The organism is Marinibacterium profundimaris, assembly GCF_002210095.1.
Classification (GTDB): domain Bacteria; phylum Pseudomonadota; class Alphaproteobacteria; order Rhodobacterales; family Rhodobacteraceae; genus Marinibacterium; species Marinibacterium profundimaris.
In genome coordinates this window covers 211,479-238,465 of record NZ_AQQR01000001.1, presented here as the reverse complement: position 1 = coordinate 238,465, position 26,987 = coordinate 211,479, and the positions used below count along the sequence as shown (strand labels likewise).

21 protein-coding genes, 1 tRNA gene, 3 pseudogenes and 1 riboswitch are annotated in these 26,987 nt (G+C 68.5%); of the genes and pseudogenes, 7 read left to right on the top strand and 18 right to left on the bottom strand.

Going from position 1 to position 26,987, the window contains the following annotated elements:
* Nucleotides 1-44: 44 nt before the first annotated feature.
* Nucleotides 45-1,597 (top strand): annotated as a pseudogene (locus ATO3_RS01155) (NAD(P)H-hydrate dehydratase).
* On the opposite strand, the gene ATO3_RS01150 reads toward ATO3_RS01155, so the two are convergent.
* Nucleotides 1,594-2,097, bottom strand: a complete 504-nt coding sequence (locus tag ATO3_RS01150) for a Hint domain-containing protein (protein WP_158217881.1) — start codon at nt 2,095-2,097, stop codon at nt 1,594-1,596. The pseudogene ATO3_RS01155 and the gene ATO3_RS01150 overlap by 4 nt on opposite strands.
* A 172-nt stretch (nt 2,098-2,269) precedes the next feature.
* Here ATO3_RS01150 and ATO3_RS01145 point away from each other — a divergent pair.
* Nucleotides 2,270-2,354 (top strand) — tRNA-Leu (locus ATO3_RS01145).
* A gap of 83 nt (nt 2,355-2,437) precedes the next feature.
* Here ATO3_RS01145 and ATO3_RS01140 read toward each other — a convergent pair.
* A complete protein-coding gene (locus ATO3_RS01140) occupies nt 2,438-3,151 on the bottom strand; it encodes a tyrosine-type recombinase/integrase (protein ID WP_088647958.1) in 714 nt (237 codons plus the stop codon).
* Nucleotides 3,152-3,270: 119 nt separating this feature from the next.
* On the opposite strand from ATO3_RS01140, the pseudogene ATO3_RS01135 reads away from it, so the two are divergent.
* Nucleotides 3,271-3,528 (top strand): annotated as a pseudogene (locus ATO3_RS01135) (IS3 family transposase); the annotation flags it as partial.
* Here ATO3_RS01135 and ATO3_RS01130 read toward each other — a convergent pair.
* Nucleotides 3,527-3,667 (bottom strand): annotated as a pseudogene (locus ATO3_RS01130) (transposase); the annotation flags it as partial. The pseudogenes ATO3_RS01135 and ATO3_RS01130 sit on opposite strands and share 2 nt — an antisense overlap.
* Before the next feature lie 188 nt (nt 3,668-3,855).
* On the opposite strand from ATO3_RS01130, the gene ATO3_RS01125 reads away from it, so the two are divergent.
* Together ATO3_RS01125 and thiC are read left to right on the top strand one after the other, a co-directional pair.
* Nucleotides 3,856-5,007 carry an HPP family protein gene (locus ATO3_RS01125; RefSeq protein WP_088647957.1) on the top strand — a complete coding sequence of 384 codons (1,152 nt, stop codon included), beginning with the start codon at nt 3,856-3,858 and terminating at the stop codon, nt 5,005-5,007.
* Between the two features lie 782 nt (nt 5,008-5,789).
* A riboswitch (TPP riboswitch) is annotated at nt 5,790-5,908 on the top strand.
* Between the two features lie 102 nt (nt 5,909-6,010).
* Nucleotides 6,011-7,813: a phosphomethylpyrimidine synthase ThiC gene (gene thiC, locus ATO3_RS01120; RefSeq protein ID WP_088647956.1), complete on the top strand. Its 1,803-nt coding sequence runs from the start codon at nt 6,011-6,013 to the stop codon at nt 7,811-7,813.
* A 309-nt stretch (nt 7,814-8,122) separates the two neighbouring features.
* Here the strand turns inward: thiC and ATO3_RS01115 are convergent, their stop codons facing one another.
* From ATO3_RS01115 to ATO3_RS01100, 4 genes are read right to left on the bottom strand one after another with little or no spacing between them, the layout of a single operon-like run.
* Nucleotides 8,123-9,613 carry a hypothetical protein gene (locus ATO3_RS01115; RefSeq protein ID WP_143747202.1) on the bottom strand — a complete coding sequence of 497 codons (1,491 nt, stop codon included), beginning with the start codon at nt 9,611-9,613 and terminating at the stop codon, nt 8,123-8,125.
* Nucleotides 9,610-10,404 carry a class I SAM-dependent methyltransferase gene (locus tag ATO3_RS01110; protein WP_088647954.1) on the bottom strand — a complete coding sequence of 265 codons (795 nt, stop codon included), beginning with the start codon at nt 10,402-10,404 and terminating at the stop codon, nt 9,610-9,612. The genes ATO3_RS01115 and ATO3_RS01110 overlap by 4 nt, the downstream gene beginning before the upstream one ends.
* Before the next feature lie 47 nt (nt 10,405-10,451).
* The gene (locus tag ATO3_RS01105; protein ID WP_088647953.1) at nt 10,452-10,841 is read right to left on the bottom strand and encodes a GtrA family protein; all 390 of its coding nucleotides are present in this window, start codon (nt 10,839-10,841) and stop codon (nt 10,452-10,454) included.
* Nucleotides 10,842-10,844: 3 nt separating this feature from the next.
* Entirely contained in the window at nt 10,845-11,831 is a 987-nt protein-coding gene (locus ATO3_RS01100; protein ID WP_088648680.1) for a glycosyltransferase family 2 protein, read from the bottom strand.
* Nucleotides 11,832-12,526: 695 nt separating this feature from the next.
* Between ATO3_RS01100 and ATO3_RS01095 the strand changes: the two genes are divergently transcribed.
* Nucleotides 12,527-13,003 (top strand): pilus assembly protein, encoded by a 477-nt coding sequence (locus tag ATO3_RS01095; RefSeq protein WP_233151989.1) that lies wholly within the window; start codon nt 12,527-12,529, stop codon nt 13,001-13,003.
* A gap of 138 nt (nt 13,004-13,141) precedes the next feature.
* Here the strand turns inward: ATO3_RS01095 and ATO3_RS01090 are convergent, their stop codons facing one another.
* From ATO3_RS01090 to ATO3_RS01040, 11 genes are read right to left on the bottom strand one after another with little or no spacing between them, the layout of a single operon-like run.
* Nucleotides 13,142-15,703 carry a hypothetical protein gene (locus ATO3_RS01090; RefSeq protein ID WP_088647952.1) on the bottom strand — a complete coding sequence of 854 codons (2,562 nt, stop codon included), beginning with the start codon at nt 15,701-15,703 and terminating at the stop codon, nt 13,142-13,144.
* On the bottom strand, nt 15,700-18,129 hold the full coding sequence (locus ATO3_RS01085; RefSeq protein WP_143747201.1) for a hypothetical protein: 2,430 nt from the start codon (nt 18,127-18,129) through the stop codon (nt 15,700-15,702). The genes ATO3_RS01090 and ATO3_RS01085 overlap by 4 nt, the downstream gene beginning before the upstream one ends.
* A 16-nt stretch (nt 18,130-18,145) precedes the next feature.
* The gene (locus ATO3_RS01080) at nt 18,146-18,889 is read right to left on the bottom strand and encodes a hypothetical protein (RefSeq protein ID WP_088647950.1); all 744 of its coding nucleotides are present in this window, start codon (nt 18,887-18,889) and stop codon (nt 18,146-18,148) included.
* 5 nt (nt 18,890-18,894) lie between these two features.
* A complete protein-coding gene (locus ATO3_RS01075; protein WP_088647949.1) occupies nt 18,895-21,159 on the bottom strand; it encodes an ABC transporter ATP-binding protein in 2,265 nt (754 codons plus the stop codon).
* Nucleotides 21,159-21,596 (bottom strand): hypothetical protein, encoded by a 438-nt coding sequence (locus tag ATO3_RS01070; protein ID WP_088647948.1) that lies wholly within the window; start codon nt 21,594-21,596, stop codon nt 21,159-21,161. The genes ATO3_RS01075 and ATO3_RS01070 overlap by 1 nt, the downstream gene beginning before the upstream one ends.
* The gene (locus tag ATO3_RS01065) at nt 21,593-22,486 is read right to left on the bottom strand and encodes a hypothetical protein (protein WP_088647947.1); all 894 of its coding nucleotides are present in this window, start codon (nt 22,484-22,486) and stop codon (nt 21,593-21,595) included. The genes ATO3_RS01070 and ATO3_RS01065 overlap by 4 nt, the downstream gene beginning before the upstream one ends.
* Nucleotides 22,483-23,127 (bottom strand): hypothetical protein, encoded by a 645-nt coding sequence (locus ATO3_RS01060; RefSeq protein ID WP_143747200.1) that lies wholly within the window; start codon nt 23,125-23,127, stop codon nt 22,483-22,485. The genes ATO3_RS01065 and ATO3_RS01060 overlap by 4 nt, the downstream gene beginning before the upstream one ends.
* Nucleotides 23,124-23,546, bottom strand: coding sequence for a hypothetical protein (locus ATO3_RS01055; RefSeq protein WP_088647945.1), 423 nt, complete (start codon nt 23,544-23,546; stop codon nt 23,124-23,126). The genes ATO3_RS01060 and ATO3_RS01055 overlap by 4 nt, the downstream gene beginning before the upstream one ends.
* Nucleotides 23,543-24,040 (bottom strand): MotA/TolQ/ExbB proton channel family protein, encoded by a 498-nt coding sequence (locus ATO3_RS01050; protein WP_088647944.1) that lies wholly within the window; start codon nt 24,038-24,040, stop codon nt 23,543-23,545. The genes ATO3_RS01055 and ATO3_RS01050 overlap by 4 nt, the downstream gene beginning before the upstream one ends.
* Before the next feature lie 16 nt (nt 24,041-24,056).
* Entirely contained in the window at nt 24,057-24,680 is a 624-nt protein-coding gene (locus ATO3_RS01045) for a hypothetical protein (protein WP_088647943.1), read from the bottom strand.
* A 31-nt stretch (nt 24,681-24,711) separates the two neighbouring features.
* Complete coding sequence (locus ATO3_RS01040; protein ID WP_143747199.1) at nt 24,712-25,566, bottom strand: hypothetical protein; 855 nt, start codon at nt 25,564-25,566, stop codon at nt 24,712-24,714.
* 319 nt (nt 25,567-25,885) lie between these two features.
* Between ATO3_RS01040 and ATO3_RS01035 the strand changes: the two genes are divergently transcribed.
* Nucleotides 25,886-26,941: a response regulator gene (locus tag ATO3_RS01035; protein WP_158217880.1), complete on the top strand. Its 1,056-nt coding sequence runs from the start codon at nt 25,886-25,888 to the stop codon at nt 26,939-26,941.
* Nucleotides 26,942-26,987 lie beyond the last annotated feature (46 nt).

Sequence of the window (26,987 nt, the reverse complement as noted above, 5' to 3'; positions counted from 1 at the left end):
GGGCGGATGGCTTAAAATATGGGCAGAATAAAATCGAGAGGAAAATGAACACGCTTCTGACAGCAGCGGAAATGCGCGAGACCGAGCAGAGAGCCATCACCAGCGGTGCGGTGACGGGGCTGGAGCTGATGGAACGGGCCGGGCGCGGCGTGGTCGAGGCGGCGCTGGCCCGCTGGTCCGCGTTGGAGGCGCCGCCGGGCGAGGGCCGTCCGGGGCGGATGGCGCTGGTGCTTTGCGGGCCGGGAAACAACGGCGGCGACGGCTACGTGGTGGCGCGCCTGCTCGAGGCGCGGGGCTGGCGCGTGCAGGTTCATGCAATGGGCGATCCCGGGCGGTTGCCGCCCGATGCAAAGACAAACCACGCCCGCTGGGCCGCGATCGGGCCGGTCCTGCCACTGGACCAGGCGCCTGGGCTGGCCGAGTGCCCCGATCTGATCTTCGATGCGCTGTTCGGCACCGGGCTGACGCGGCCCGTCGACGGCATGGCGGCGCTGGTGGGGCAGATGGAGACCTGGCGCGCGAAGGGGGCGCGCGTGGTCGCGGTGGATATCCCGTCGGGTCTTTGTGCGGATTCCGGGCGTTACCTCGGGGCGCCGCCGGACATTGATCTGCCGGGGGATGTCTTTCACGCGGACCTGACGGTCACTTTCCACGCGGCGAAATGCGGTCATTTCCTGTCGTCCGGGCCGGCGGCCTGTGGCGCCATCGACATCCGGGGGATCGGGCTATGAGCATCACTCTGATCGACGCTCCGGAGGCGGCGCGGCTGGCCAAGGGCGGCGCGCACAAGTTCGGCCATGGCCATGCTCTGGTGCTGTCGGGCGGAGCCGGACGCAGCGGGGCGGCCCGGCTGGCGGCGAGGGCGGCGCTGCGCGTCGGGGCCGGGCTGGTGACGCTGGGCGCGCCGGGATCGGCGCAGATGGAGATCGCCACCCAGATCACCGCGCTGATGCTGCGCCGGATCGATGACGGCGTGGCGCTCGATACGGTGCTGAAGGATCGCCGGCTGAACGCGCTCTGCCTTGGCCCCGGGCTGGGGCTGGACCGGGCGCGCGACCTGGTGCCGGCGGCTCTGGCCGAGACGGCGCGCCGGCCCACGGTGCTGGATGCCGATGCGCTGACGGCCTTTGCCGAGGCGCCCGAAACGCTGTTCTCCATGCTTCATCCGGACTGCGTCCTGACCCCGCATGGCGGCGAATTCGCGCGGCTCTTTCCCGATCTCGCCGCGCCCCTGTCGGACACGCCGGTCCAGGGGCCGGCCTGGTCCAGGGCCGATGCCACCCGCGCCGCCGCGGCCCGCGCGGGCTGTGTTGTCCTGTTCAAGGGGCCGGACACGGTGATCGCCGCGCCGGACGGGCGCTGCTGGCTTCATGCCGCAAGCTACGCCAGTGCCGCGCCCTGGCTGGCCACGGCGGGGGCAGGGGACGTGCTTTCGGGCCTGATCGCCGGTCTTCTGGCGCGCGGCTTCGCCCCCGAGGACGCGGCGTGGTCGGGCGCCTGGCTCCATGCCGCGGCGGCGCGCCGCTTCGGTCCCGGCCTGATCGCCGAGGATCTGCCCGAGGCGCTGCCGGGTGTCTTCCGCGATCTGGGGCTCTAGGCCGGCTCGGGCAGGCCGGCGATCTCCAGCCCCGCGGCATAGAGGATGTCGGGCGTGCCCAGGTCCAGCCGGATGACCGAGACCGGCCGCATGCCTCGCAATTCGGCCCGCCCGGTCGCCACCAGCGCGCGGGCGGGAACCGTTGCCGTTGCGGTTCCGAATAGAGAGCGCGCCAGGCTTCCGCGCAGGTGCAGCGCCTGGTCGGCAGGCAGGATCACGTCACGGTCGGGGCGCTGCGGCCCCAGCGCATGGGCCGGCACGCGGACCAGAGGTATCACGGCCGACACGATCCCGGTCGCGCGCAGGCGCAGGTAGCCACGGCCGCGCGTCACGATCCGGTCGCCGGCGCAGAGGTATTCCACCGGCATCACCCCGTCCAGGGTCCACACCCCGGTCCCCGCCATGAGCCTCGGCGCGCCGGCGGCAAGCGGATAGGTCAGATCTGGTGGGCTCGAAAGCGGCGCACCGCCCTCCGTCGGCCCGATCCGGTCGGGATACATCTCTGGCCTCGTCCACTGCCGATTTGTCCTTTCGACACTAGGACAAGCGCCGGTCAAAGTCCTGCACTTTCCAAAGATCGGCCGTGCTTCGCCGGGGTCTGTGCCGATTTTCCCTCGCATCCCTCGCCGAGCCTTGGTAATCACCCCCGGCGTCCCGCGTTCGGGCCGCTGTGCGGGTGTGGCGGAATTGGTAGACGCACCAGATTTAGGTTCTGGCGCCGCAAGGCGTGGGGGTTCAAGTCCCTTCACCCGCACCATGTTGAAACCACTTCCATTTTTGCACAGATGCGCCGCGCCACCTTCGGCTGGCGCCGGCAGGTTTCGCACTTTTTTCGCAGTTTCACGTTCCGTCCTTGTTTCGTTCCCGGCGCTGCTGGGCCCTCTTAGATGCAGCCTTCTGGTTCGCTCGCGCCCGATACTTCGCAACCATCGCTAGCGTCTTGTGTCCCGTGACGGATTGGATCTCGGCATCGCTGCATCCCGCCTCGGCAAGCTGAACAGCGGCAGTGTAGCGCCAGCCATGCGGCACCAGCCTGTCCATCCCATCCTTTACCCCGATGACCTCCCTGACTTTTGCCACGGCCCGTTGAACAGCGCGCTTGCCCAAAGGCTGCGTGAGGTTCCTGGAGAGTATATAGCGGCCCGCGCGGGGCAATGCGGCGAGGTATGAACGCAGTCTGGCCGGGCAGTAGATCCAGACGCGGGCGCCGGTCTTTTCCTGCACAACGCAGATGTATTCCCCGTCGAAATCGTCCCATGCCATAGCGCAGCAATCCCCGGTCCGCTCACCGGTCCCTATGCCCAGTTTGAACGCCGTTCGAGCAATGCCCTCGGCGGCGTTCTCAAATGCTTGCAGCTTCGCCTCCGGCCATGGTTCGTAATCGCCGCCGGTCAGCTTCTCGATATCCATCACAGGGTTCAGATCGATCCATTCCAGATCGACTCCATGGCGCCACAGGACCGACAACACGGCCACGCGCTCATTCGCTTTCGACCACGTGTCTGCAAGCGCATCCCGCGCGGCGATCGCGTGCTTGCGGCGAAACCCGCGCATATCCTTTCTGACGTTCTTTTTATGGATTGCCTCGCAGTGGCGCCGATAATTGGCCCGCGTCCCCGAGGACAGTTTTCCTAAAGTGGGGGCTGCGGTAATAGCTGACGATCAACGCGTCCCATGGCTATCGCCGCGTGCATGTCCTGCTGCGACGGGAAGGATGGGTGATCAACGTGAAGAAGACCCGTAGGATCTACAACGAGTTAGGTCATCAGTTGCGCAACAAGCACCCGAAGCGCGGGGTGAAGGCAAAGCTTCGGGAAGATGGCCAGGAGGCGGTGGGTCCGAACGAAGTCTGGGCAATGGATTTCGTCCGCGACCAGCTCGCCATGGGCAAGAAGCTCCGCATCCTGACGGTAGTCGACACCCAGTCGCGAACTTCTTCTTCCAGGCGTAGAGCGAATACGCGCTGACCCCCAAACGCTCCGACACTTCCCTGACCGGGTAGCCCCGCTCGGTGATCTGCGCGACCGCGTCCCGCTTGAACTCATCGCTGAACTTGCTGCTGCTCATCATGGCCTCCTTGCCTCAAAATTAGCGAAGAAGGCGTCCACGATACACGGGGCTATTCAGACGGCTGTGCTACGCCCGCTCACTATCGAAATGGGTCTGACAATGGCTGATGGTTTCTTCATGTGCTCTGCGGCTTGACCTCTCTTCAAACCGATGAAAATTTCGGCAAACTCTTCTGTTGGGGCATCGCATTGTACATTCTGAGATCACTTGGCCCGGCGGTGGCCCGCGTTCCAGCCTGGGAAGCGCTGCGCGCGGGGCTTGGCGCCCTGGTCGGATTGGCGCTGACCGGATTGTTCCTCTTGTCACCCGCCGTGGACCTGGATCTCGGTCTCTACCTCGTGGCCCCCTTCGGCGCCTCCTCGGTTCTGCTCTTCGCCGTTCCGAACAGCCCTCTGGCACAGCCTTGGTCGGCGATTGTCGGCAATACCGTCGCGGCCCTGGTCGGGGTGGCGGCCTGCCTTGTCGTGACGGACCCCGCCTTGCGCATCGCCCTTGCCGTAGGGCTTGCCATCACGGCGACCATCCTGTGCCGCGCGATCCATCCGCCCGCCGGGGCCGTGGCCATGACCGCGGCCATGTCCCCCGACGCGATCGCGCATCTGGGGTTCTGGTTCGCCCTGACGCCCATCGCGGTCGGGACAGTAGCGCTGGTCGTCCTGGCAACAGGATATGCGCGGCTGACAGGGCGCCACTACCCGTTTCGGCAGTTCGACACTCCGAGCAGCCACGGGACAAGAGATCGCAATCCGATCGAGCGCCTCGGCCTTTCCGAAGAGGATCTGACCGGGCTCCTCGAACGCTATCGCCAGTCGTTCAACCTCGGTGTCGAGGATCTGGCCCGGCTGATCGGAGCGGCCGAGCTTCAGGTTGCGGCTCAGTCTTCGGGTCCGTTGACCGCGCAGGATATCATGTCGCGCGGCCTCGTCACGGTCACCCTTGAAACCCCGCTTGGCGAGATCGCAGATCTGTTCCGGCACCATCGTTTCACATCGCTGCCGGTTGTCGGGGCAGATCAGACCTTCCTTGGCGTGATCTTCCAGATGCACCTTATCAGCCAGGCGCGCGATGATGCCCTGCGCCTCGACCGCGGCTTTGGCGCCGCATTCCGCCGGTTGGTGGACCGGGACCGGGACAGACCGGTGTCGGCCGCCGATATCATGAGCGTCGCCGGCCCCCGAGCCACCGCCGACACCCCGATCGGGGCCTTGCTGCCAATGATGGCCGAGGGAGATACCGACGCGGTTCCGGTGCTCGAATACGGGAAGATCGTTGGCATTGTCACTCGGACGGATCTGGTTGCTGCGCTGGCCCGGAGCGCGGTACAGGCCAGCGCCGAATGACGGGCCGGCTCACTGAGTTCCAAGACGTCTTCGCCCTGAGCCAAACCAATCCGATTGGCAGGTGCGACGCGTTGCTTGAATTCCGCCAGGTCCTTTCCAAGAGAGTGTGCACGCCTGATTGGCCGAACCAAGGACGGCATGAACACCAAGCTGCAGGTCGGCTTTGAAAGCCTGAACAACTGACCTCGCAGGTCATTGAAAAATGGGTGGGGGCGTTCTGTTCAGGTTTCTCCAAAAGCCCGGCGTATTCAACGGAACCGGGCGTCTTCAAGGGATCGTCGGTGGTTTAGCAGATTCACGGCATGTTCACCGTATGTCTTGCGAAATCATTCTTCCATCTTGTTGAGATTAAAGCGCTTTCGTGAATTTTAGGTTCTGGCGCCGCAAGGCGTGGGGGTTTAAGTCCCTTCACCCGCACCTCACTGATCTTCAACGCAAAATCAATCCATAGCCAGAGGTCAAGACCCGGTGTGTCCGGGCCTGCCCTGATGCTTGCCCGCCTGGTCGTGAACTGTCCCGCCATGCCCCGGCGATCGCGCCGCAAGGGTCCTCGCAGGGTCATCCCTCGTCGTGACCGGACCAACGCCAAGCCTACGGGCTGTCTGCCTGCGCCTCCAGAGTGCGCCGGGATCATGTCCTGCTCGTGGATCCCGTCGCGTCCGAAGCTTGATAAAGAATGAAGGCTTCGGAAGAACGGATGAACCTGAACTGGCGGTTTGGACGTTCGGGTAGACCGGCGGATCTTGCATGTTGACAACTCTCCCTTTCCCGCGCAGCCTGACGCCACTCACCCGGGGGGTCTCGACAAGAGGCTGAGATACTGCTGGCACCAGTGCAGCGCAGTGACCCGATGAACCTGATCCAGTTCACACTGGCGTAGGGATGGTGCACTGGCCGCGCGGGCCCCGATCACGTGACGCACGTGGGGGCGAGAACCACACCGGCAATCCCATTCGACGCGGAACTGGGTCTCCAACGCTTAGAGCTATGGAGGCTCCGACCGATGAAAGACCTGACCCCGAACGTCACCACGGGCCCGCTGCCCGCCTCGCGCCGCGTCTGGCACGCGGGCGACCGCCATCCCGAGATCCGCGTACCCATGCGTGAGATCGACCTGCACCCCACGGCCGGCGAGCCGCCCGTCACCGTCTACGACAGTTCCGGGCCCTACACGGACCCCGACGCCGAGATCGCCATCGACCGCGGCCTGCCGCGCCTCCGCGAGGGGTGGATCACGGCCCGAGGTGACACCGAAGCCTACCAGGGGCGCGACACGACCCCCGCCGACAACGGCTTTGCCGAAGGGGCGCGGCTGGTGCCGGACTTCCCCGTCCGCAATGCGCCGCGCCGCGCCACGCAAGGCCGGGCCGTGACCCAGATGGCCTATGCCCGCGCCGGGATCGTCACGCCCGAGATGGAATTCGTCGCCATCCGCGAGAACCTGGGCCGCAAGGCGCAGGCCGAGGCGTTGACGCGGGACGGAGAAAGCTTTGGCGCCGAAATCCCGGATGTCATCACGCCCGAATTCGTCCGCGACGAGATTGCGAAGGGCCGCGCGATCATTCCCGCGAACATCAACCATCCCGAGGCCGAGCCCATGGCGATCGGGCGCAACTTTCTGGTGAAGATCAACGCCAATATCGGCAACTCGGCCGTGACCTCCTCGATGGCGGAAGAAGTGGAAAAGATGGTGTGGGCGACCCGTTGGGGCGCCGATACGGTCATGGACCTGTCCACGGGGCGCAACATCCACAACATCCGCGACTGGATCCTGCGCAACAGCCCCGTGCCCATCGGCACCGTTCCGCTGTATCAGGCGCTGGAAAAGGTCGGCGGCGTTGCCGAGGACCTGAACTGGGAGGTCTTCCGCGACACGCTGATCGAACAGGCCGAGCAGGGGGTGGATTACTTCACCATCCACGCAGGGGTGCGGCTGCACATGATCCCGATGACGGTGGACCGGGTCACGGGGATCGTGTCGCGCGGCGGGTCGATCATGGCCAAGTGGTGCCTGCACCATCACCGCGAGAGCTTCCTTTACGAGCATTTCGACGAGATCTGCGACATCGCGCGCGTCTATGACGTGTCGTTCTCTCTGGGCGACGGACTGCGGCCGGGCTCCATTGCCGATGCCAATGACGAGGCGCAGTTTGCCGAGCTTGAGACGCTGGGCGAGCTGACGCAGGTCGCCTGGGAAAAGGATTGTCAGGTCATGATCGAAGGGCCGGGCCATGTGCCGATGCACAAGATCAAGGCCAACATGGACAAGCAGCTTGAGGTCTGCGGCGAGGCGCCGTTCTACACGCTCGGGCCCCTCACGACCGATATCGCGCCGGGCTATGACCATATCACCAGCGGGATCGGCGCAGCGATGATCGGCTGGTTCGGCACCGCGATGCTGTGTTACGTGACGCCCAAGGAACACCTTGGCCTGCCTGACCGCGATGACGTCAAGACCGGCGTCATCACCTACAAGATCGCGGCCCATGCGGCGGACCTGGCCAAGGGGCATCCGGCGGCGCAGGCCCGCGACGACGCCCTGTCACGCGCGCGGTTCGAGTTCCGCTGGGAGGACCAGTTCAACCTCTCTCTCGATCCAGAAACCGCGCGGTCCATGCATGACGAGACCCTGCCGAAAGAGGCGCACAAGGTCGCGCATTTCTGTTCGATGTGCGGGCCCAAGTTCTGTTCGATGCGGATTTCCCACGACATCCGCGCCGAGGCGCAGAAGGAGGGGATGGACAGGATGGCCGAGAAGTTCCGCGAAGGCGGAGCGCTTTACGTGCCGCTGGAGGAGAAGGCCTAGGCGCACCGTCCGACGTCCCCGCGCGCGACGGTGACGCGGGGACCATGCATCAGAAGCGCCGGATCACCGCGCGCGGTGCCAGGACTGTCTCGGCCACTTGTCGGGACAGGTCTGACCGCGCTGTGGCGATTGTACGCAACCTTGGTGCATCCCATGCAGCGCAGACATGCGTTGCGATGAGTTTTCAGATCATGAAGCCACGCATCTTGCGCAACGTTCCGGCCCGGCCGGGCGCTCGCGGGGCAGACACGATGTCACCGCAGGCCATGCCGCAAGCAATGGGCTGGGCGCCGGTCACGCCCGGTCCGCTTATCCGCCGGCGATCGGCCGGGGCATGTCCGACAGCGATGTATCGACGCGCTGATCCATGATCGGTTCCGATTGGAAGCTGACGACAACCGCATCCTCGCGCCGCGTGATTGCGTGCAGCTGGCCGGGCGCCGGGTCGTCCAGACCTTCCAGCAGCTTTGCGGGCAGGGCCGCGCAGGGCTCGGGCTCCGCCTCGCACAGGTAGACGGCGCGGCCGGTCAGGTGCTCCAGCCGGAAGATCACCGCAAGCGGTCCCTGCAGCTGCGATTTCCGCGCCGGCGGCAGCGACCGGTAGGTACCGGTGATCAGGAGAGGCTCGGGCCCGGTGCCGATCTCGGCGGCCAGGGCGTGGCTGTAGGTCTGCCAGGCGTTCGTCAGATGCCGCTCGATCCCCGCCATCGCCACGTAAAGCGCGGCGACGACGAACAGCAGGTTGCGGCCAAGTCGCGCGCGGCCCGCGTCCCGCAGTTCCAGCGACAGCCATCCGACGAAGACCGCGTAACAGGCCCAGGCGAAACCGCTGGTCCGCATCGGCAGCTCGATCCCCGTGCGCAGGCCCTGCGCCAGCAGCATCGACAGGCCCAGGACGAGGCCGGCCAGCGGATAGATCGCGCGGAACGGGTCGCGCCGGGCCACCATCCAGACGCCTGCACAGAACAGCGCGGCCTGGGCCAGGAACAGTTCGGCGTGGCTGAACGAGGCATTGATCGTGATCGCGTGCAGGTAGGCCCACACGACCGACAGGTTCTCGTACAGCGCGGGCAGGCCATCCAGCGGGTTCGGGTTGCGCCAATCGGCCATGACGATGCCGAAGACACCATGTTCGACCTTGTTGAGCCCGTAGATCGCCAGCATGCCAATCGCGAAGCTGACCAGGAACAGGCCAAGCAGCCCGGCCAGGTCGGCCCAGGAGCGCCGGGCGTCCTGCCGCAGCAGGCACAGCGCCAGCAGCATGAACGGATAGGTGGTGTAGGCCATCAGCGCGACGGGCACGAAGATCGGCAGCAGCGCGCGGCTGGCCCGGTTGCCAAGATTGGCCGAGAGCACGGCATAAAGCGCCACGACCGCCATGCCGGGGATCAGCGTGTTGAACCAAGGCGAGATCACCAGCTGCGGCACCGCAAGCCCGGCGATCGCGGCGACGAAAAGCTTGCGCCAGGCCCCACCGCGCGGGCCCATGGCCATGTCGGCCATCACCGCGAGGTAGAGGGCGAAAAGTGCGTTATAGGCCAGGAAGTTCAGCCAGGCCGGCGTGATCACACCACGCAGGTGCCAGGCATAGTTCAGCCAGCGGCCCTCGCTCAGGGTCTTGTCGTAGAAAAGTTCCGGCACGCCCAGCAGCGCGGGGTAATCGTCATGCCGGACCAGCGGGTCCCACATCATCGTGACAGAGGGCAGCATCAGCGCGGCCAGCACGCCCAGCATCAGCCAGGCAAGCGACGGCAGCGCCAGCCGGGGCTGCGCCGTGGCCTCCATCGGGATGCTCGTCATGCCAGGCCGCGCCGCGCCTGCCGGGCGATGATCGCGGCCCGGGTCTTGGCGATGCCGGTGACCATGCTGCGCGGCATCAGCGTGACGACGCCGCGGCGCATGCGCCAGCCAAGGCTGCCGGCCAGCGGCACCGGCGTGCCGGCGGGGATTTCGGTGTCAAGAACGGCGCGGGGCAGGCCGGTGCGGCCAGCGGCATTGACGTAAAGGATCGTGTTGTAGCGATACCAGGGCTCCACGCCCTCCATTCCCGCCAGCATCGGGCGCGCGCAATCGAAGGCGGAGTAGCCGCGTTCGGCAAAGAGATCCTGCCAGAAGGACAGCGGCTGTTCGTTGACGTGAAATTCCCCGCCCTGGCCGGTCACCGCGGCCGAAAACAGCACGCGGTCGGCATGGCGCGTCAGGCTGTCGACCAGCGTGGCCGAGGCGGCCCGCGGCAGATGTTCACCCACCTCGAGGCTTTGCGCCAGGTCGAACCGGCGGCCAAGGTCGAAGGGCCGGGTCAGGTCGGCGGCGTGAAAGCGCTCGGGCGCGATGGCCAGGCGCGAGCGGTCGACATAATCGCCGTCGACACCCACCACGTCCTCGACCCCGTCATCCTGCCATTCCTTCAGCCAGACACCGCGCCCGCTGCCCAGGTCCAGCACGCTGCGGCTGTTCAGCCAGGGCTGCAGGACCGAGATCATCGCCTGCGCCGAGCGCCGCGCGCCCTGGTCGATGTAATCGTAGAAGGCGTTGGAATAGACGTGACCCGCGGCAGGGGAGACGGCGGCGGTGGCGGCTGCGGTGGACATGTCTGCTCTCTCTTGTTGGTCTTCTGTGTCGGTGTCGGATGCGGTCGTCATGCGGGGGCGCCGGTATAGACCCAGAGCCGGAAGATCGTGAAATTCTGCAGCGGCAGAAGCACGGCCACCACGGCCGCGCTTTGCCAGTCGGCCCAGCCGAGCGCCGGGCCGATCACACCCGTCACCAGCAGTGAGACGGCGTAGCCCAGCCCGACGGTCAGGCCAAATCGCGACATCTGCCCCAGACCGGCCAGCGGGCGGCGGAAGGTCAGGCGCGTCTGGCCGACATATTGAAGGCAGATCGCGGCGGCGAAGGCGATGGTGTTGGCCGGCCCTTCGGCCATGCCCTGCGCGCGCAGCAGCGCGAAGAGGGCGACGTAGAAGGCCGCCACCGTGCCCCCGACCAGCGCAAAGCGCAGCAGGCGCGCAATCTCTGCCCGCGCCATCGGTCAGGCCTGCCGGCGGAAGGCCGGGCGCGCCACACCGGCAGCGGCCCCGGGGCCCTGGGTCCGGGCGAAGGGCCGGGTTTCCTGCGACAGGAAGTACAGCGGGCGCTGCTTCGATTCCATGTAAAGCCGGCCGACATATTCGCCGAGGATGCCCAGCGTCAGCAGCTGCACCCCCGAGAAGAACGAGATCGCCAGCACGACCGAGGCCCAGCCGGGCGCGGTGGAAAACATAACCAGCGAGGTCGCCACGTAGACCGCCATCAGCAGCGTCACGAAGAGGCTGAGAAACGACAGCCGCGTGGCGAAGCGCAGCGGGCGGATCGAAAAGCCGGTCAGCGCATCGGTGGCGAAGCGAAGCATCGCGCGCAGGGGGTATTTCGTCTCGCCCGCGACGCGGGGCTCGCGCACGTATTCCAGGGCGACCTGCCGGAACCCGGCCCAGGCGAACATGCCGCGCACGAAGCGGCTGCGCTCGGGCATGGCCAGCACCGCATCCAGCGCGCGGCGGCTGACCAGGCGGAAATCGCCGGTGTCGTTTGGTATGGGCACGTCGGACATGGCGTTGAGGAACCGGTAAAAGCCCCATGCGGTCAGCTTCTTGAAGGCGGTCTCGCCCTCGCGCACGGCGCGGCGGCCATAGATTACGTCAAAGCCCTGGTCCGCGATGCGCATCATGTCGGGCAAGATCTCGGGCGGGTCCTGCAGATCGGCGTCCAGCATGAAGATCCGCTCGCCCTTCGCCGCCTCGAGCCCGGCAGTCAGCGCCACCTGGTGCCCGCGGTTCGCCGACAGCCGCAGCCCGCGCACCAGCGGCGCCGCGGCATGGGCGGTCTCGATCGCGTCCCAGGTGCCATCGGAGGAGCCGTCATCGACAAGGATGATCTCCGCCCGGTCGCCCCAGGGCGCCACCACGGCGCAGAGGCGATCGACCAGCAGGGGGATCGACGCCTCCTCGTTATAGCACGGCACGACGACCGAGAGATGCATGTTGTCACCCATGACCAGATCCTTCCCAACCCGGGTTGCCTGGCGCGACTGGCCGGCGCCCCGGTGCGATTGGCGCCAGATAGCCGGGAGATTTCGGCAAATTCTGGGCAAGGGCGTGTCGTCATGGGACCGCTTCTCGGGCCTTTTTCCGATACCGGTCCTTGCGGTGCGACCGCGACGGGGCGGGGCGGCAGGCGCGACGCTGGGGCATTCACGCCGCTGCGGCGCAGTGGAGAGCCATGGTTTGGTCGGGCGATACGGGGGGGTGTGCACCCGGGATCGAACCGTCTTTGGCGGCAACTAAGGCTTCCGATTCGCGTGCGCTGAGTGGACGCGTTGCCGCGCAGCGGTGCCGCTGCGGAAACAATACCCCCATGCGCGTCCGGATCGTCGCGTGTCCCCACCGGCGTTAAGCCTAATTTTGCCACCATCGCATTTTTGGGGAGAAATCCGGATCCAGACCGGTCATAAGCCTGCCGGGGGCGCGCCGAAGGTTTGGCGCAGGCGGGATCGCTTTGTCGATCGTCTGCACATACGTGCCTTGTCCTTCGATATCAGGAGTGTGTGGGATGGCGCGGTCTGGACTGCATCGTCTGGGGACGCGTTGTCGCCGGGGCCTGCTTTCAGGGCTCAGGACCCGTGTCCGGTGCTTCCGGGCCGAGACCCGGGGCAGCGTGACAGTCGAATTCGCCATAATGATGCCCCTTATCTTCTGGGCCTTCATGGCGCTCTACGTCTATTTCGACGGCTACCGCCAGAGCTCCATCAACCTCAAGGCCGCCTACACGATCTCCGACATCCTCTCGCGCGAGACCGGCGTGGTGGACAATGGCTATATCGACGGAATGCAAGAGCTGTTCCAGTTCCTGACCCGCACAGGATCGCCCACGGCCATGCGGATCAGCGTGCTGCGGTGGAGCGACGCGGACGATCGCTATTACGTGGACTGGTCGACCACGCGGAAATGGCCGCTGGGCACCGATCTGACCGATGGCAACGTGATGGATATCGCGTCGCAACTGCCGGTCATGTCCAATTCCGAACGGCTGATCCTGGTCGAAACGCGAAACACCTATGAGCCGGTGTTCCGGGTCGGCATGGGTCCGCGCGAGCTTGAGAACTTCGTCTTCACCAGCCCGCGCTTCGTTCAGCAGGTGCGCTGGCAAGGCTGACCGCTGCCGCGGCGCCATGGTCGCGCCGCGACGGCCTCCACAAATTGCAGGGCAGGTCGCCATCTCCACGCGTCCCGCACGTCGACACACCCTGCCGATGCAGAAGAACCACCCGGGCCCCGGCCCGGGCGCCATGGCTCAGTTGCAGAAGAATTCGCAGGCCTCGTCCGCCTCCGGCTGATCCTCCACGATCGAGGGCAGCACGAAGAAGAAGCTAGGCAGGTAGACCGTCTCGGCCCCCACCACCGGCTTGTAGCGATACAGCCTGCGGATCACTTCCTCGCCCGGTTTCAGCGCGAATTCGCGCCCCGTCCACTGCAGCTGATCGGGGCGCGCGTAGATCCGCGCGTCCATGTTGCCCAGGTGGTAGCTGATCCAGCAGACATCGCGCCGCAGCTCTTCGATGATCGCCGGATCCGTGCTGTCGGCGCGCGACAGCAGCACCTCGGGCGGTTGCGCCAGGAACGAGCGGTCGGCGCCGGGCAGGGCACGCAGATCCGACAGGATCGCGCGCACGTCATCGTTGCTTTGCGCGGTGTCGCCGGAAAAGGCCTCGGCCAGCTGCACGATCAGCTGCCGGAAGGCGCTGCGCTGTTCCGGCGATCCGACAAGCCCGCACATCGCCTCGAAGTTCTGGCGCAGGAACCGCGCCTGTCCGGGTTCGAGCGATACGGTATAGGTCCAGTCCACCGGCTGGCTCAGCCCGTCCACCCGCGTCTGCAGCGGGGCAAAGCCGGTGGCCGCCTGCACGATCGGCTCTCCCGCATCCGGGTCCAGCCCGCGGTCGGCCAGCAGCCTTTCGTCCAGGATCACGCGTGAGCTTGCCAGGTCCTGCGCCCGGGCCGATGTCTGCGCCAGCTCGTCGCCCAGGATCTGCCCGCGCAGCGAGGTCACCGCCTGGATCACCTCCGACAGCACCAGCTCCAGCTGGTCGCGCACCACCTCCGGAGTACGGCTCTCGGCCTCCTGGAAATCGATCCGCGCCACGTCCGATGGCCCGGCCGTGCCCTGCACCAGCGGCGCCATCATGTCGGTCGCCTGCGCCATGAAGCGTTCGCGCGACATCGTCGCCTGCGGGTCGCCCTGGTCGTCGGTCAGGATCGCGATTGGCACATAATAGGTGTTCAGCCCGGCCAGCCGCTCCAGCACGGATTTCGGTGCCACGCCGGGGCGCGAGCCATGATCGGCGATATGCAGGATGATCCGCGGCCCGTCCTCGAACCAGGCGCGCCCGGTCTCGAAGCCCTGCGCCAGCTGGGCCACCGCCTCCAGCGCGCTCTCATCCCGCAGACCGACCGGGTCGTCTAGGCCCGGATGCGCGGTGATCGCCGCCAGCGGGCCGGAGACATCGAAGCCCGGGCCGATCCGCGTGGGCGGCATCAGCTCTTCGGTGCGGATCGGATCGTCGAGCCCGGTGCGCGAGGGATCGAGGAAATCGCTGTAGGCCACCACCGACAGCCGCAGGTCGGGAATGCGGTTGGCGGCATCCAGGCTGCGTTGCCCGTAGTCGCGGATGAACTCGGCCATGCCGTCGCGGATCAGTGGCAGGTAGGGCCGCATGCTCTCGGTCGTGTCGGTCACGATCATCACATTGACCTGCTGCAGCGCCTCCACCTGCCGGGCCAGCGCGGACTGGCTCATCAGCTGCGAGGCCGAGCCGGTGCCGGTCTGCCCGAGGAAGATGACCTCGTGATACGAGGTGTCATTCGGATCCGGCGCCAGCGGATCGCGCGAGGGATCGACCGTGCGAATGATCGGATAGCTCAGCAATTGCAGCCCGCCGTGGATATAGTCGACAAGCTGTGCGGGCGGCAGGCCGGCGAGGATGTCGGGCTCGGGCCGCCCCTCGCGCCAGTTGCGCACCAGGTCGCGCAGGCGCTGGAACATCGCGCCGCGCGCCTGCGGATCATAGAACAGCCCCAGCCGCGTGGGCCAGAGCGCCATCGCCTCCAGGTCGATCCAGCCGAACATCTGCCCCTCGCCGTCACCGGTCAGCACCATGACCGACCCGTTGTCGCCGGGTGCCACGTCGTGGATTTCCAGGACCGAGAAGAAGATGCGCGCGGCACGTTCGACCCCGCCGGTGGGCGCGGTGAGAAAGGGATAGGGTTCCGACAGGGCGGTTTCGGTGGAGCCCATAAGCACGCCCTTGGCGCGCAGGCCCTGGGGCACGCCCTTGCAGGCGGCCTCGGCCGAGGCGGTGAGCGAGGGCAGGTTGGCGCAGAAGTCGGCGAAGGTCATCGCCTGGGGCGTTTCGCAGATCGCCTCCTGCCGGCGTTCGAACGGAGACAGGGCCGAACTGCGGTGCAGGTCCAGCAGCGCCCGCCGCGTGACCCAGCCGCACAGGCCCCCCTCGGTTGCGACGAAGACCCGGCCGCCGTCGCCCTCGCCGACCTGTCCATAGCAGGAGACCCTCTCGAAGCTCTGGTTCAGCCGGGTGAAGGGGCGGCGGGCGTTGGGCAGGCCGAACAGCTCGATGTCGGACCCGATCAGCCATTGCCCGCCGCTTTCCCGCCCCTCGAAGATCCGCGACAGCGCGCGGCAATCGGCCAGGTCGTCGACCCGCAGCAGGCCGGTGTCGATCAGCCCCTGCGCGCGCAGCGGCGGCGGCACCAGCGCGAGCGCCAGGGCACAGAGGGCGAGGGCCGCGTGGAACGGGCGGCGGAAACGGGTCGGGCAGGGCATGGTCACAGCTTTCATGGTCGGGCCTTGTCCTCGGTCAGCCGGTCGGCCAGGTGCAGGGCCAGCCGGTCGGCCAGGGTGGCGGCATAGCGCCCGGTGATGTCACCGTCGGGCCGCCAGGGTTCGATGAAGAAGGGGTAGGTCGTGGGCGCGCCGGGCGCCGCGCGGCACCGGGTCAGCCCCGCCGGGCGGCTGGGCGCGTCCGGGTCGAAGGACAGCGGCTGCAGCGTTTCGAGATCGGGCGCGTCGCCCGGGCGCAGGCGGACCAGCGGGAAGACGGTGACCGAGATCTCGGGTCCGTCGGGCCGGGAAAGGTCGCGCGCCAGGGAGGCAAAGCGCTGATCGGTGCAGGGATCGGCCAGCGCCACGGCGGTGCGCGGCGTGACCGGCGCGATCAGGGTCAGCGACAGCTGCGTGATGCCACGTGCGGCGGCATCGGCCACCGCTGGCTCCAGCGCCTCGGCCAGGGTTTCGGGGGTGACGCGCGGGCGCATCTCGGCCAGCTCCGACCGGGTGGCGGCGGGGATCGCGGCAAAGCGCGTGTCCGCGCCGCTGCGCAGGGCGTCGGAGGGCAGGGCGAGGATGCGCACCAGCCCCTCGGTCTCGTCCAGCCGGGTAAGACCCACGGAGGACAGCGACCACGCCTCGGGTCCCCAGCCGGCGGCCAGCCGCGCCTGCGCGGATTCCACCGCGCCGATGATCTGGGCGCCCAGCCGAAGGCGCCCGGCGGGGTCGAGGCCCAGGGCAACCTCGAGGTCGCCGGCATCCATCGCCACCACGTGCAGCGCGGCGCGGTTCACGCGGGCCTCGCCCGCCAGGTCCAGCGAGAGGATCGCTTCGGTGGGCACCGAGATCTCGCGCCCCGGGGCGCCGCAGGCGGCGGCCGCGGAGACCGACAGGCGCATCCGGACCTGGCCGTTGCGGACGGGCAGCGGGATGACCGGGATCGCGGTGAACTGCGCCGGCGTCGCGCCGGCCACCGGGTTCAGCGCCAGGCGCACGGGCGCGCCGTCGGGGCCGTCGTAATCCAGGTCCATCCGGCAGGCGGCGCCGGACTGGCCGGGCGGCAGGGTCACGATCACCGCCCGCGGCGGCCGGTCCCTGGCCCCGGCGACGATCTGCCAGTGGCCCTCGTCCACCCGGCGCAGCAGGGCGCGGCGGTCGCGCAGCGCCTCGAAAGCGCGGTCCGGGCAATCGGGCGTTTCGGTGAAGATCTCGGCCCCGAGCGCGGTCAGCACGCAATCGAAGCGCCCCGACAGCGCGGGCGGCAGATCCTCTTCGCGCCCGTCGGTGCCCAGGTAGGTCAGTCTCAGAGGCGGCAGCCCGCCGGGCCGGGTCGGTTCCGAAGGGTCCGCCCCCTGAAGCGCGGGGTTGGTCTGCGTGCCGATCGTGTCGCCCTGTGCCGACGGTTGGGCCGTGTCCGAGGACGGTGTGTCCGGGGATGGTGTTGCCGTGGCGGTTTCGGTGTCGGGCCCGGCGGGCATCTCGCGCGTGACCTCGGGTGGCAGCGCGCGGTCGGCCGGGCGGGGGCTCGTCGCGGGGGCGGAGGGCGGCCGCGGAGCCTCGGCGTCGTCGTCGCGCCAGAGCGCATCGTCGCCCTCCGGCTGGTCACTGCCCTGGGCGACGACCTCGGGCCCGGCCACCGGCGCCACGCCGGGCCGTGCCGCGCGGAAATCGGTGCAGTCGGCGCTGCCGCACAGCGCCAGGATCACGCCGGCCCGGTCCAGCCCGGCGGCGCGCAGGAAGACCCGCGTGTCCTGCGGCGCGCGTTCGGGGTTCAGCGCCAGCACGTTGGTCTCGTTCCAGTCGGTGTTACCCAGAAGCGGCGTGGGCAGGAAGGCGCGGTGATCGCCGATGACGGTCACGCCGGCGCCGGTGGCATTGCGCATCGGTTCGGGAAACGCGACCGGGATCGGATAGGCCCGGTTCACCCAGGCGGAAAAGGCGGCATCGGCGGCGGCGGCGGTGTCGTGGCGGCCGACCAGCAGCAGCGGCAGCTCGGCCGGGCGGGGGCCCTCGCGCAGATCCTGGACCATGTAGGGATCGGGCTCGTCCAGCGCCGGGCGGAAGGAGATGCCGATCAGCGTGCAGCTCATCACGCCGTCGTCCAGCGGTACGGGTTCGGACCGGGCCAGCCGCGCGGTGATGCCGGATCGCATCGGGACCAGCACGATCGGATCCGCGCGGTCGGGGCGCGTGGTCTCTCCGTCCCAGGTGAAGCGCAGGGGCGCGGCGCTGAGCCGCTGGCGCGTCTTGGCCGAGGCCTCTCCGGCCCCGGTGTCGGAGAGCAGCGCGGCACAGTCGAAGGTCGGCAGGTCCTGCTGGGCCCGCGCGGCCATCGGCGTCAGCAGGAGCGCCACCAGCAGGACGGGCAGGCGGGCGATCCGGCGCGCAGGGGCATCGGTGCCGATCGGAATCCGGCGAATGGCGGGTCTGGGCATCACGTCGTTCGGGCTCCTGTCACCTGAAGATCACCACGTGGGCTTCATCCTGGGGCCGGGCCGGGGCCAGGCCGGGGGTTTCATCTGCGCCACGCCGGCAGATCTGCGGCGTCTCGCCGTCCCAGACCCAGACCTCGGTCCGCACGGCCCGGTCGGCGCCGTCCTGCGCGGCCAGCCAGTCGAGCGCGGCGGGGCAATCCTCCACCGGCAGTCTGGGCAGGCTGCCCTGCACCCGGTCAAGCTCGTCCCCGGCCACGAAGGAGGACCAGACGCTGCCCCCGGCATAGCCATAGCCCGGCTCGGCCCCGAGGCCCGCATTGGCCAGCCGTTCGGTCAGGCGCGCCACCTCGGCCTCGAGCGCGGCGATGCGGTCCGGGTCGGTGCGGGGCGCGGTCTCGCAGGCGAGCAGGCGGTCGTTGAGGGTGATGTTGGTACGCTGATGCTGGTCGACCTCTTCCTCGCAGATCGACAACGCGCGGGTCAGCGGTTCGGTTTCCTCGGTCACGCGCGCCGCGCAGCCGGCCTGTGTGTCGGCCAGGCGGGCGGAGAGGTCGGTCGTGAAGCGGGCGAGCCGGTCGCGGTTGGCGATGCAGGCCGCGAGGCCATCGTCCTGGGCAGCGGTCGGGGCGGCGCGCTCGCCCAGCCCTTGCAGGCTGGTCTCGCCACTTGCGGCGGATGGGTCCTGCGCCAGTGCGGGGCCGGCCAGCAGCGCCAGCGCCAGGACGGCGATGCGGGGGCCTGTCCGGATCGGATGTGCTCTCATGCGTCTCACTCCTGCAGGTAGCGGGTCAGCCGTGCCCGGGTCTGGTGCCACCAGAGCGTCACGACCACGAGCGTTGTGGCCGCCATCGCCAGTATGGCAATGGCGAGGGTTTCAAGGAAGGCGGCGTTGCGCAGCAGCGCCAGGTTGCCCAGATCGGCGGGCAGCGCCCGGATCAGCAGCGGCCAGAGCAGCAGCAGCGCCAGCCCCAGAAGCACCACCGCATAGGCCAGCGCGGGCGCCAGGTGCAGCGCCAGGACCGCGAGAATGTCGCGCAGCCGGAAGCCATGCGCCTGGAACAGCGCGAAGACGCGCTTGTTGAGCTCCAGGATATTGCCGATCACCAGGATCAGCACCACGACGCAGCCCGTCGCGTTCAGGATCATCACCGCGCGCGGCACCTCGCGCGCCGCGCGCGCGACCCGGCGCAGCGTTTCCACGGCCGCGGCACTGTCGTCGCGGATGCGGTAGCCCAGCCCGTCGATCGCGCCCCGCGCCGCGTCGAAGCCGTCGATCGGGAAATAGGCCGTGGCGATGCGGAACGGATCGGGCGCGGCGCCGTCCTGGAGGTTGGCGGCGAACTGGTAATCCTCTTCGAAGACCAGCAGGTCGGCGGAGACCGGATACAGCGGCGGCGGCTCGGCGATGGCGCCGGCGATACGCAGGCGCACCGGCTCCAGCGTGCCGGCCTGACCGGCGGCCCAGTCGGCCAGGATCGGCCCCTCGGGCAGGCCGCAGCGGTCGCGCAGCAGATCCACGATGCGGCCGTCCAGCAGGGCGTTGCGCGGGGCATCGGCCGAAGGCGCCAGCACGGCCCCGATGTCACCCGACAGCCCCGGCGTTTCGGGGCGCAGCACGGTCTGTCCCAGCAGAGGATCGGCGCGGTCCAGCGCCACCGTTTCGAACCCCTGCCAGCCCTGACAGGCGTCGGAGGCATCCGGAAAGCGCAGCGCCGAGTTTGGGATCGTGCGCCGCCCGAACACGAAGGCCCGCGAGGTGTCGAGCCCTTCGGCCCGCAGCGCGCCCTCCAGCGCCTCCAGCACCGCAGTCATGCCGCGGCCGGGATACAGCGGGTCCGGCTCCCGGCCGCTCAGGCTGCTGCTGCCCACCACGTGTTCGAAGACGATGCGCGCGACGGACGGGTCCTCCAGCCGTTCGCGGCTGTAGCGTTGGGCCAGCGCGCCGAAGAAGCCGGCGGCGAAGATCTGCGCCATCAGCACCAGCAGGATCAGCATCAGCGCATGCCGGCTGTAGGCGACCACGCGGCCCAGCAGCCGGGTGATGCGCGGCGGCGGCTCGGGCAGGCCCGGCGACAGGGCGGCCAGCCAGTGGCGTTCCCGCGCGGGCGCCAGCCCGGCGGCGCGGTCGCGTTCCAGCGCCTCGGCCGTGGCGCCATCGGCCGACAGCGCGGCGGCGATCCAGTGGGCATAGGTGCCGGGGCCGGGATCCTCGGCGGTGTCAGGAACCGCGCCAGCGTCCTCTGCCGCGCGTGGCGGCGGGCTCAGCGCGTCGGTCATCGCCTGCAGCGCGGCCAGACGCAGGCCGGTGTCGGACGAGGCCAGCGCCTCGGTCACCTCGGCGGGCGCCGGCACGATGCGGCCCCCGGCGACAAAGACGTGGTGATCGGCATAGGCCGCCGCCTGTTGAAGGTTGTGCGTCACCCAGACCACCGGCCGCTGGCGCCGTTCGGCCCAGTCGCGCAGCGCCCCCAGCGCCGCATCGGCATTGGCACTGTCCAGCGACGAGGTCGGCTCGTCGCAGAGGATGGCCTGCGGATCGGTCAGCAGCGCGCGCAGGATCGCCACCCGCTGCGCTTCGCCGCCCGACAGCTGCCGGGCGCGGCGGGCGATCAGGCTCTTGCCCGTGTCCGACAGGCCCAGCCGGCGCAGCAGGTGGCGCATCTCGGCCGGATCCAGACGGCGGTCGGGGTCGGCGGCGCGGGCGGCGACATGGCCCTGCAGCGCGTTGGTCAGCCCGGTGGCGGCGCCCAGCAGCAGGGAGGATTGGAAGACGAAGGCGACCCGTCCGGGCGGGTGCCCCTCGGCGGTCATCGGTTGGCCGTCGAACTCCAGCGCGCCGCCGTCCGGGGCGATATCCGGGCGCAGGAACCCGGCAAGGACGGACAGCAGCGTGGTCTTGCCAGAGCCGGAGGGGCCGATGATGGCGGTGACCCCGGTGGCGGGGATCTCCAGGTCAGAGACCTCGATCCCGCGCACCGGACCATCGGCGCTTTGCGCGGAATGGTGGTAGGAGAGTTGACGCAGCCGGAACATCACGGGGATCCTCCGCCAGCAAGCCGGCCAAGCCCCATGGCAAGGCCCGCGCCCGCCACGGCAAGGGTCAGCGATGCCGGTGGCCAGGCGCCGGCCTGACCCAGCTGCGGCAGGATCAGCCCGCCGAACCAGGCCAGCCCATGCAAGCCGCCCAAGGGTGCCGCCCGTGCCGTCAGGCGCAGGGCCAGCACGCAAGGCAGCGACGCGATCAGCCCCAGCCCCGCATTCAGCGCAAGCGCATGTCCGGCGTCGGCGGTCAGCCCCGAAAGCCGCCCGGACGCGGCGATCCAGGCCCCGCCGGCCTGCCACAGCACCAGCCACATCGCGATGCCCAGCCCGACGCGCAGGCTAAGCCACAGCGCGGGCGCGATCCGCCCGTCGAGCAGCGCAAGACCCAGAGCGGCAACCCCGGCCGGCAGAAGCGAGGGTGTGATCATCGCTCGCCCTCCCGCGCCAGCGCATCCAGTTCTGCGCCCATCATCGCGGCGCAGCCTCCCGCGCCCGTCAGCTCGGCCCGGCGATGCGCGGCGACCTCCGGGGCGCCGGCCACCAGCGCGAGCAGCGCCTCGCCAAAGCGGCGCCAGGTGGCGCGGGCGCGGTCGCTGTCGGTTCCGGGCCGCGAACCCAGGGCACGGTCGATCGCATGGGTCACGTGGCCCAGCATCAGCGGGCAGGCGCTGGCCTCCGACAGGTCCAGCAGCCGGTCCGAGAAGGCCGCGATCCGGGCCGCGCATTGGCCGGCGGCGGGCGGTCGGGCCTCGAGCCAGGCGATGACGCGCCAGGCGCGGACCTGGAAGCTGGTCGGATCGGCGGCGAAGGCCGCGTCGAGCGCGGGCAGGATCTGATCCGTCCATTGGCCCGGGGTGGCCGTGGGCGCCCGGGCCAGGGCCTGCCAGAACAGCCGGTCCGACAGGTGCGGGCCGGACAGGTCATTGGTGGGCACAGTCGGTGACTGGCCGAATTGCAGCGCGGTCAGAACAGCCTGTGCCTCCAGCACCGTGGCAGCCTCGTCCGTGGTGGCGGTCAGCGCCGCCGCGTCCAGCGCCTGCAGCGCGGTGTCCGGCCGGTCGGCAATGGCGGCGATGGCGGCGCTGGTGCGGGTGGGGTCGTCCCAGTCCGGGGGCGCAACCGCGCCGCGCATGGCGGCGGTATCGCCGAACCGGATCGCGCTGGCCTCGCAGCGGCGCGCCTGCTGCGCCTCGACCCGGGCGCGGTCGACCACCGGGTCGGGCTGCGGCGGTTGGCCGTGGAATTCAAGCCCCGTGCGCATCCATTGCGCCTGCGCCAGCCCCGGCAGCAGCAGAAGGAGGATCACCAGCAGCCTCATCGAAACATCGCCTCCTCCGAGTAGGAGCCGGGCCCGAGGCCGATCTGCACGCTGACCCGGCCGCTGTCGCCCGGCTCTCGCAGCACCAGCGGGGCGAATTGCGCCCCGCAAGCGTCCAGGTAGCGGGCCAGCGGCGTCACGTCGGCCACATCGGCGGCGACATAGGTGCGCAGCAGGCGGCGGCTGGTCTCGGGGCAGGGCGCCTCGGGCGCGGGCCGCGTCACCTCGCGCCGCCAGGGGGCGGGCAGGGCGTCGGGCCGAAAGCTGAGCCGCAGGGCGAAGGCACGGGGATCAGGGCCGGAGAGCAGGGTCAGGGCCTGATAGCCGTCCTCGCCGTCATAGGCTTCAAGCACGTCGCGCATGCCGGCGGCGATGGCGTCCATGTCGAGGATCGTCAGCCGCTCTCCGTCATAGACCGCCCAGGATCCGCGCTCGGCCACGGCGCTCCAGGTCGGCGGCAGAACCGGGCGGGCGGTGTCGGGCTGGGCCAGGGTGGCGGGCGGATCGGGCTGCGGGGTGCGCGCGAGCTGGAAGGCGACGAAGGCGAAGAGCATCAGCACCGCGCTGAAGAAGGCGATGGAGAGGTCGAGCGCGGCGGTGTCGTCCTCCTCGGGCATCGGATCCTGCAGCTGGCCTCTCATGGATCAAGCGCCAGCGGACCGAGGGAGAAGATCGCCGGCGGGCCGTCGTAGCCGGGGCTGGCGACCTGACGGTTCAGCGCGCGCACCAGATCGGCCGAGGCCCAGGCGAGGCAGCTGGCCGGCACCGTCCGGCCCGGCCCGCCGGCCAGCGCCAGCGCGTAGAACATCCGCGGCGGCAGGTCGAGGCGGGCGGGCAGGGCGGCGAGGTCGGCGGGGCTTTCGACAAGGATCGGCGGATCGCCGGGGATCTCAAGTGCGGGCAGTCCGCCGGTTTCGGTGCAATGGGCGGTGATGTCGGCCTGCAGCGGCGTGGTGACCGGCGGATCGGGGCGCAGTACGGCCAGCACAAGCATCAGCGCGGCGCTGGCCGACACGAAAAGATCGGTCAGCGCGATCCCGATGGCGCCCGACCGCATCATGGGGCTGACAACCCGAAAAGCTTGCGCAGGACCAGCAGCAGGATCGCCGCCGTCAGGCCGAGGAAGGTCGTGTCGAACGCGGTGGACAGGCCCGCGATCAGGTCCCCGGGCTCTCCGGCGGCCATGGCGGGGGCGAGGCCAGCCACGGCCCGCGAAATCCCGATGATCGTGCCGAGAAACCCCAGCGAGGTGAAAAGCGTCTGCGCCCAGGTGGCAAAGCGTTCATAGGCTGGCGCCGCCGCGCCGCCATAGCGCAGCGCGGTAAAAAGCCCGTGCAGCGGCACTGCACAAAGCCCGGCCAGCAGCGCGAATGAATAGGCCGACCCGAGGCTGCGCGCGAGCAGGCCGGGCAGGTAGCCCAGCACCGCCGTCTCATCCGCGGGCAGCCCCTGCCACCAGCCCAGCACGAGGCCGAGCGAGAGCACTCCGCATGCCACCAGCAGCGCGCCCAGCCCGGCCAGCGCCAGCCGTGCCTCGGATACGGGTCGGGTCATCTTCTGTGCTCCGGGCTCAGGGCGAGGTTTCGTCCAGGAGGTTGGAGGCGACCATCTTGCCGCTGTCGATGATCTCGGAGAAATCGACCACGTTGGCGCGGATCAGCTCGGCGGCGCGCTGCACGCTGTCGGCCTTGATGAAGAAGGCGATCGCCTCGCGGTTCTCTTCCAGCGTGCGGATCAGGTTTCGCGCCTCGATCACCGTGCGGGCGCGGGCTTCGTCGTCTTCCTCGAGCCCTTCCAGCACGGCCTGCAGGTTCGGCACCTCGGCCTTGATGATGGAATTGTTCGACGCCTCAGCCTCGGCGATCAGCTCGGTCGTCTGGGTCTTGTAATCGTCGATGGCGGTGTCGAACTCCGATCCGTCCTCCATCTGAGCGGTCGCGTTGCTGAGGTTCTCGATCAGCTCGGCCACCGTGGCGTCGGCCTCGTCGATGCTCACCAACCCCTGTTCGAGCTGGTCGAGGAAGGCCGGGTAATCCTCGGCGCGCTGCTCAAGCGAGGTCATCAGCTCGTTGATCGCGCCGGCCATCTCGGCGACACGGGCCTTTTCGCTGGGTGTGGGCTGTGCCGAGGCAAGGCCGGACCATAGCCCCAGGGCCGTCACGGTGAGGAGGCGGGAAAGGAAGCGTCTGGGCATTTGGGTCGTTCTCCTTGAGGGTGGTCTTGACTTAGTCCGGCGGCGTCGGGCCGTCAGGGTTGCAGTAGATAATGTGAAGATCGACGATGCCGACGATGATCTCGGCCGCGTTCTCCAGCGTCGCCACCGAGGTCGAGATCGTCTCGATCTGGCCCTGCAGCGCGTCCAGCCGGTCCTCGGCGTCGCGCGTCACCTGGTCGACCAACCGGTCCGAACCCGTTGTGGCGGCATTGTCACGTACGAAGACCTCCCATTCCGTCTGGCAGGCCTGGATATCGGTGGCGCGGGACTTCATCGACAGAAGTTTCGCCGGGTTTTCCGTGGCGATGACGTAATTCTCGTCCAGTTCGTCGATGGTAAACGAACAGAGCAGTTCCTGGTTGGTCACGTCGGTCCAGTCGCGCGTCAGAAGATCGCCGTATTGCGAAACCTCGTCGTCAATCACGCGCACCAGAAGCTGCGCCTCGCCGACCAGCTGAGAAACGGTGGACGAGCAGGCCGGGGCGACCTTCGCAAGCTCGCATTTGCGCCGCTCCGACAGGCGGTCGAGCGTGCTGCAATCGGTTTCCTCGGGGATGTCGGCGGCGTCGGATTCCGCGGCGTCCGGCTCTGCCGCAGCGGTGTCGAAATGGGCCGCGCAGTGCGGCGCATCGGTCAGCGGCGCCATGTCGGGCGTCCGGCCAACCAGGGCATTGTCGAGGCAGTAGCCCACGTTCTCCTGCAGGAAACCGGGATCCTCGCAGGCAACCGCGCAGCTTTTCAGGCAGGCGCCGCGCAGTTCGGAATCGCCGCAGGCTGCCGGGACATCCGCCGTGGCGGGGAGGGGCGGTAACAATCCCGTTATTACTCCCGTCAGGCCGGCCGAAATGACCGTGACAACGCGCATCTGCTTCCTCCTGTGCTGGCTAGGTGACGCCGAAGCATCAATAGCGTCAAGGCCTTATAAGCCTTGCAGGCCGGCTTGTGCGGCCCGCTTCCCGCTCCAATGTAGGGTTTGAATTAACCAGTTTCCCGAAGCGTTAACACATCATTTACCAACTATCGCCGTTTGGCGGTCCGTTTCCCGCCCCTTTCCGGTCGCATTCCTTAACTAGCCTGCTCTGGCAATGGTAAACGAATGGGCGTGAATGATGACGTTAACCGATGACATGTCGGGCCAACCGTCCGCGACGCGGGCGCGCAGGCCCCGCCGGAATGCTCCTAAGATGCGTGTCCTGGCCGTGGACGACGATCAGAGCATCCTGGCATTGCTTCAGACCGCGTTGTCGGCGCTGGGTCTGTTCGAGGTGAGCATCGCAGATTCGGGCGAAGAAGCGTTGCGCCAGATCGAGCGTGCCGAGAAACCGTTCGACTGTTTCCTTCTGGACATCCAGATGCCGCATATGAACGGGATCGAGCTTTGCCGCGAGATCCGCGCCATGCGCGCCCATCACAAGACCCCGATCGTGATGCTGACGGCGATGTCCGAACGCAAGTACATCGACGAGAGCTTCGTCGCCGGCGCCACGGATTACGTCACCAAGCCTTTCGACTTCTACGAACTTCGCAGCCGCCTGTCCGCCGCCCAGCGGATCCTGCAGGAACATGCCCGCGCCAATGACAGTGTCGAGGTCGCGCGCAAGCTGAAGCAGGACCTGGACAGCAACCTGGCCATCGCCCTGTCGGACCCGATCGCGATGAATGGCATCGACCGGATGCTCGGCTTTACCGAATTCGAGAACTACATCATGCAGCTGAACCGCACCAAGCGCTTCACCTCGCATGTGATGGCGATCCGGGTGCGCGACGTGGAACAGCACTTCGACCAGATGTCGAATGCCGATTTCCGCGAGGCGATCCAGGAGACGGGCCGGGCGCTGTCGAAATTCACGCGCAAGATGGGCAACATCCTGTCCTACCGAGGCAACGGTGTGTTCCTGTGTGTCTGCCACGGCAAGGCGTCCGTCCTGACGCCCGAGCAGAACGAGCCGCTGAACCGCATGCTGGCGACGATGATGTCCAGCCGCCGGTTCGACGTGACCTTCGAGCTGGAATTCGGCCCGCCGGTCTCGCTGCGGCTGACCACCCGGTCCGGCGCGCTCTATTCGCTGGCCAAGGCGGCAACGGCGCTCGACGCGACGCCCGGTGTCGTCAGCAGCAAGCTGATGCGGCTGGGTCGTGGACAGGCAAAACAGTCTCAGAGCCAGCGTAACGACCGTCTTGCCTATGAGGCGATCCTGCAGGATCTCCTTGCGGAGGAGCCGTCGCTGAACCGCTACTGAGGCCGGCGCGCCTTCACCAGCGCCGGTACGAAAGGACCAAAATTTG